Below are 6617 nucleotides of genomic sequence, written 5' to 3' on the forward strand. Positions count from 1 at the left end.
CAGGTGGCCCCAGGCGCATTGGTTGGCGCCTCTGAGAGCTACTTCTAATTCACCATATCTCCACCTCCCATTCTCCACCAAAGCCGTCGTAGTCGTGTATTCCGTCTCGCCTCTGCCCTCTGCGCTGGCGCGCTGGTCTTCCATCTCCCTTTATGACTTCGCCTCTCCTTGGCCGAAACCTATACATCTCTACCTACGGCCAGCTCCGCCCTCTTCTCCTTCGATAAAAAGGTAGGAGGGAAAAAGGAGGGGTTTACCTAGCCTCTATGTATATGCCGGAGGGTACTTGATAGCGGCAGGTGTTGCCCCACAGATCCGTCGCGGTGTACTGATATTTGCTCACGGCGGCGTATATGTACTCAGGGGCGTTGTAGTCGGTGGGGACGCCGGGGTGGTCGCCGTAGTTGCTTATCGAGCCTAAGACATATATTGTGGCGCCTTGTACAGAAAGCGAAATGTCTACGCCGGGGAATACACCTTTAGGCAGAACTACTGGAACAGGCACTCTAGTCAACACAGCTAATACAATAGCGCCCACTGGGATCCCCACTTCGAAATCAGCCCCACATCTGTCAAAATAGGGGAATATCTGGCTAAACCAAACCGTCTCCCCGGGGTCTAACTTGCCGTCTGAAAGCGCCGTGTTGGAAATGACGAGTTGTTGTTTATCCACGCCGCCGTAGAATAAACTAACAATTTCTTGAGGCAAGCCGAAGGACTTGCCGGTTATAATCGTGTTGCCGCTGAAGTATACATCGGCTATGTAGAAATAATCCTCTTCGCCGAGGTCAGTACAATAGAAGCCAGCGCAGTACTCCACGCGGTATGATGCAAATACCGGCCTCCCCCATATCCAAATCCAGCCAGATCTAGTGGGGTCGAGGAACAGCTCGTCAGCTAAAAAGTACTGCTGGCCTCCCCAGCTCCACCCGCCGAGACTAATAGAGGGAGATACGTCGCCAGGCGCGGCGATTGCGGCGCCTATGGCGAATTGTGAAGTAGTTGATAAAGTGCCAATGGTAATCTCTACGGATCCGCTGTATGTAAAGTTGTTTACCGCCATGACAACAGGCACTTTCATATACAGCCTGCCGTTGTAGTTTGTGAAGTACGTAGAGGGAAACACGGCGGTTAAGTTGTCAACTCCCACCCAGGCCTTTCTATACCAGCAGACAGACGCCGGGATATCTGAGGGATACACCACGCAATATACATCTTTAGGCGGCTCTACATACGGCGGCTGGTAAGCGGCTAGGCTAAAGGTAGAGAGAGGGTTTTTCTTTTCTTCTCTATCCACCTTAGCCACATGCGCCCTCCACTCCCCCCTGCCCTTTGCCACATGTAGCGTGTATATCAGCTCTCTGTCTCCTCTCGCCACCTTGGCTGGGGGGTAGTCTAGGAAGTAGGTGGTGTAGAACAGAGGCCTCCCGCTGGTTTTGTTTACAACCGCCAGGCTGACTATAAGCGATGTGAAGAAGTCCTCGGGGTCGTGCCCCCTCGCCCTCAGTAATTCAGTCCAGTTCTTAGCCACGTCGGCGAGGGCGCCGGCTGGTATGTGTACAGAGCCTCTGGTGGGCCCTGAGAAAACTGCCACTTCTCCATCCGGCGTGACGGCTCTTACGAAGACTGCGGCGGCTACATCAGGCCTTGTAAAGAGGTCGCTCTTCTTTACGCCGGCCTCGTAGAGCTCAAACCTCAGCGTAATCCCCGGGCTAGGCGTCTGAAACCCCAGCACCACAAAGGCAACAGCCGCCAAAGCCGCCAACACCACAAGCCTCATTACCCGGGCCTTCGAAGCCACGCCCGCCGCTGTGCCGGGCCTTATATGGTTTGCGTACTCCTGATTCGCACATAGCGGCGGAGATGCAACGTAAACTCGGGCATTAAGGACGGCGTGGTAAACACTGTGGCGTTTAACACGCGGCATTCTATATCACAAATTTGCTGAGATTTGGGCTAGCGCAAGCACAGCGTCTCTAAAATAGGTGTCAAATCGGCGCCTAGGTGGCCGTCGGCCTTGGCGGATCGACTTTCCCGTCTATCGCCAGAGCTTTAATAATTTTTTCAATACCTCAGCCGCTGTGTACAACGCCGACGTGTCTGCCGCTGCAATAACCGGAACATTCCACCTCTGGAATGGGTGGAGGCCGACGCCGTAGGCCTTTGTTAAAACTCCCCCCGTTGTTACATCTATGGCGATGAGTAGAAGTCCGTGTAGCCACATCACGCCAAGTATGAAGAAAATTCCCTTAAGCCAACTGCCGTAGACCCCCCTTGCGAGATATATAAGCCAGATGAGCGCCGCCAGGGGGCCCAGCCCGTACCATATCAAGGCCTCGGTTGACAGCGCCGCAAAGGCGAAGGGGGTCGAGAGGGCTACGGCGGCAACTATCTCTCTACGCTTAATGTTTACAACCAGCGACGAGAAGAAGAGGATCCAGAGGAACGCAGCACCTGCAATAAACAACGCCACAGCCCTAGACCAAGGTAAAATGAGCCATAATAAAGAATAAAAAACTAGGGCAGAGAAGAGAACTAATTTAGGAGTCATTAAGTAAGTACGTATTTCATACCGGCGCTTGTTAATCCTCTAAACATCCATGTTTTCACCTCGGCGTGTCTTAAGGCAGAATAGATGAATGGATTTGTCGGCTGGATATACCCTTTGAGTCCCTGATCTGGGCTGATGCAGTATTGTTCTAAACAGATCTTGGTGATTCTCACCTCTATGGGCATGTTCACATAAGGATCTGCCGCCACCGTGGGGAGACTTATGGCGAATAATAACGAATCCGACTCTGATCCGGCCCAAGGCGCAATCCACCAAACTCTCACGTTATTGCTATCAAGTACGTCCACGTTATAGCTACCTGACGCGGTCTGCAGTGCCTGGCCTGCTAAGAAGGCGAGTAGAGACGCCAGTTTGCTTGGCACGAAGATTAAGATGAAATTTATAGCATCGAGAACTCTCTGAGCGACGTCTATAAGCCAAGGCTTTGTGACATCGGCAATAGATGTCCCTTTTATGTAGTTGGCCTTGTACAGAGAGGCCGAACCTGAGCTAGTCTTCGTTGGAATTGACAGCCTCATGTACACTTCAAACCCCTTTATATAATCCACATAACTACTAGACACAGAGCGTCCTGCGACTTGGAGCATTATTCGCTGGTACGTGTCGTATATGTCATTAACTCTGAGGAGTACGAGCCCGTGGTATACATATGGGCCGGCTTGGGGGTCGGAAGGGGCGCCGTATATTTCGAGGACGGAGGCCGCGTAGGGGTTCCTCCATATCTTATCCATGGCGTCTGGGAAATCCTTCCACTGCTCTACCCAGCGCCATGCTCTGAAAACCTCGGCGGTTCTGACGAAAACAGCCCTCACGTATGGAGTAGCGCCGTTGTCAAACTTTATTTTGACAAGCCAGGAGAGCGCCCCGCCGAAGGATTTGGCAAGGCTGTAGGGATAGGCGCCGAGGCTGTAAGTCCCCGTGTTTATTTCGTAAAAACATCCGTTAGTCCCACTGTTATAACTGCCGTATGCCGTTGACCCCGCCACATACCACATGCCGTTGAGCCACAGCTCCCACATAAGTCCCGGACATGTACCGCCCACGGCGTCTGTGGTCAACTGCAGGGCTACGCCCCCCGTGAAGGTCCCCTCGACCAGGCCGTCGAAGGCGGCGTAGGGCCCTATTAGAATTCTGTCAATATAGCTACCCACCGAGTATCCGCTCGGCTGTCCATAGTAGTCTGTGGCCGTGGCGTATAACATCTCAGCTAGTGTGTAGTTACGGTAGTAGTATCGGAGGTACTGCACAGTGCCGTTTATACCAACGGCCGGCACGCCGGAGTACGTGTTTATATAAACTCTGACTCTAACCGCCAGCTCGCTACCCCGGCTACTGTCTAGATTAACACCAGAAATCCACAACCTGGCCCTGTCAGCCAAGGTGTAGGAGCTGGATTGAAGAAGCGTGCATGTGCCGTCGGCGTTTATGCGGTAGACGTCGGCTGTCAACACGCCGTCTACAGAGCCGCCTTTAATTAACACGCCTAGTGATAGCGAAGCCGCGTCGTAGCCGATATACGCCGCGTCGGGCACGTTTCTACAAGCGCTGGCGCCGGATTCCCCATGTACTGGCACTACGTATTCCGTATAGCTACTGCTCACTCTCACCGGTCTGAAGTACACCCCGCCGTAGACGTATAGCGAGGCGCCAGTGCTGGGGGCGGGGGCGGCCGCCGCGGCTGACGCGCCGTCCGGTCTAGATCCGCCGCCTCTTTCAAGTCTCGCCCGCCCGCGGAACTCCGGCTGAAAGCCCAACTCCCTCAATATTTTGAAGGCCTCGTCTACGCTCCCCGCCACAATCTCTATTAACCCCCCATCTGGCTTTCTAAACACCACGGGGAATTCCCCGTCTGGTGTCTTCAACGTGGCGTTGCCCCTAGCCCTAGCCGGCTTGGCCCCCGCGGGGAGCGCTAGCAAGAAGTATTTCCTGTCGTATGCCGGTATGTCCACAGTCTCGTTTGTAAATAGTACAAAGCCCCGCCCTACGTCCCTAGGCACGAACACCACCAGCGCCTGCTCGCCAAGAGCCCACTTGGCGCCGGGTAAATGGGGGACCTCATCTCCAAGCGGTATATCTGACTCAACTAGGTACACGAACAGCTTTTGTCCTTTCTGTTCCGGAATTTCTAAAACTTGAGATAATGCAAACATAGGCAACACTATCACTACCACGACTATAATCGCCGCAACCCTGGGCTCTGAAGCCGCTCCAGATAAAGAGCCTAAGCGCTTTGAATACGCCCCGCCCACTAGCGCTCGGGGCTTCGGAACCTTCATGACGCGCCGCTGTGCCGGGATATATATGGTTTGCATACTCACAGTCCACACATAGCGGTGTAGATACAACGTAAAACAAAGCGGCTTGATGAGCCGGCAGACGCCTAGTCGCCTCACACAGCAACCGCAAGACTTGAGACGCCAACTCTTAACCATCGCCAACGCCAGAGAACCGCCGCGTCTCTTCACGCTAGAGGAAGCTATCTATTCAGGAAGCGGCGTGCTGGTGGACTTAGTGCCCCACGTTTCAAGATAAATCCCATGGGGGTTTGGAACGGCTTGATAGACGCACGTAGCATGTATCAAAGCGCCTCCGGGAGATTAACGCCCCCGCGAAAACGTGGGTGGGGAAAACCTCTTATTTCGGTTTGGTTAACTTTTTCTTAACGACGTAGACGGAGGCGGAGGTGGCCGCCGCTATCGCTACGACCTCCAGCGCCGCTAGGTGCCACGGAATGCTGACGCCGACGAGCTCGCGGGCGCCGGTCTTGAAGAAGATTACTACGGAGCCGTTGGGGCACGCCCCCAGCCCCTTGGCGCTTTTCTCTGTAAGCGCTTTTAGAAAATCTGTTTCATTAGGCGGCGCTATTAGTACTAAGTAGAGCCCCTCTCTGGCGCCTATGCCGGTGACAACGTCGATGGGATTCATGTCTACTCCCCTTTCTCTATACGCTTGGAATATAGCCTCTTTAAGCCCGGCTAGCTTCTCCTTGACAGACTCAAGGTCGAGCCCGACTACGTAGGGCGACGGGGCCGGGGCCTCTTTTATGTTTATAATCGCTAGCAGTTTAAGGTCTTTATACGCTTTAAATACACTGTCAAGATCGCCTTTCACCTTGACGTATTGGCTGAGGCCTCTGCGGGGGTCTGTGAAGGCCTCCACGCTTATGAAGCCCTGCCACACGTTAATATAGACGCCCCTAACGTCTAAACCTGCGGCTCTAAGCGTCTTGTTCACGGCGTCGGCGAGCGAAACCGTCCTGTTTACCCACCTGCTTGATTTTGAGAGTCTCTCTGCGAGGGACCTGTTTACAAGAGGGCCGCAACAGTAGTAGAAATCTAGGTATCCGCTGTAGTTGGCAGATCTAAGCTCGTCAGCTATAAGAGGCCACGTCTTGAATTCAAACTCCCTCTGCCACCTCTCTGTGAAGTTGTGAAACACGGCTAGCTCTTTCTGCGTACGGCGCCACATGTCTACAATCTTCGGGTCGTGGCCACGTACTACGTAGTAGACACATCCGTTTAGCTCAACTCTCACCGCCGGGATTTCGTAAACAGAGTACACCACAGTGAGGTTGCCAAACTTTACAACTTGGCCGTGATACACCTCTACGGCCATTAAAGCCGCGGCCGCCAGCAGTAAGAGAATTAGCAACCTAGTTGCCATACCTAAACCCCAAGCCGTAGAATCTATTCACACACTCGACCCCCATGAACTCCATAAACTGCGGATTGTCAGCAGGTCGCAACCTAACGAAAATACCAGCAACTTTAACGTGCCAACTTCTGTCAATTGCGTCTGATCTCAGCTGAAAGAGGGGAGAGCCGCTGTCTCCCTCCTGAGCAGGTTGCCACTGGGGGTCGTAGTACACAGACAGCAGACAGTACTGGGGATCGTAGAAATAGATCCTAGCTTGGCCTCCCTTGCAACCTGTCACGTGCCCTATCCTGTACATAGACCACACCGTCTGTCCCTGCAAGTTCTGCAACTCTGCGTCTGTGAAGTAGCCATCGACAGAGGTGGGGGCGGGGTTGAATCCGCATATTTC

The 6617-nt window shown here is 53.6% G+C and carries 4 protein-coding genes and 1 pseudogene; all 5 read right to left on the bottom strand.

Translation table 11 applies throughout. The features are described 5' to 3' along the window. Positions 1-253: 253 nt before the first annotated feature. Positions 254-1801: a hypothetical protein gene (locus tag ACP5J3_RS09655; RefSeq protein ID WP_428495497.1), complete on the bottom strand. Its 1548-nt coding sequence runs from the start codon at positions 1799-1801 to the stop codon at positions 254-256. 237 nt (positions 1802-2038) lie between these two features. After that, positions 2039-2473 (bottom strand): hypothetical protein, encoded by a 435-nt coding sequence (locus ACP5J3_RS09660; protein ID WP_428495498.1) that lies wholly within the window; start codon positions 2471-2473, stop codon positions 2039-2041. A gap of 77 nt (positions 2474-2550) precedes the next feature. Beyond that, entirely contained in the window at positions 2551-4848 is a 2298-nt protein-coding gene (locus ACP5J3_RS09665; RefSeq protein WP_428495499.1) for a hypothetical protein, read from the bottom strand. Positions 4849-5206: 358 nt separating this feature from the next. Next, positions 5207-6235, bottom strand: a complete 1029-nt coding sequence (locus ACP5J3_RS09670; protein ID WP_428495500.1) for a hypothetical protein — start codon at positions 6233-6235, stop codon at positions 5207-5209. Further along, positions 6225-6617, bottom strand: a pseudogene (locus ACP5J3_RS09675) (hypothetical protein); the annotation flags it as partial. The pseudogene ACP5J3_RS09675 and the gene ACP5J3_RS09670, both read right to left, overlap by 11 nt.

The sequence above is a fragment of the Pyrobaculum sp. genome (assembly GCF_049971835.1).
In the GTDB taxonomy this organism is placed as follows: domain Archaea; phylum Thermoproteota; class Thermoprotei; order Thermoproteales; family Thermoproteaceae; genus Pyrobaculum.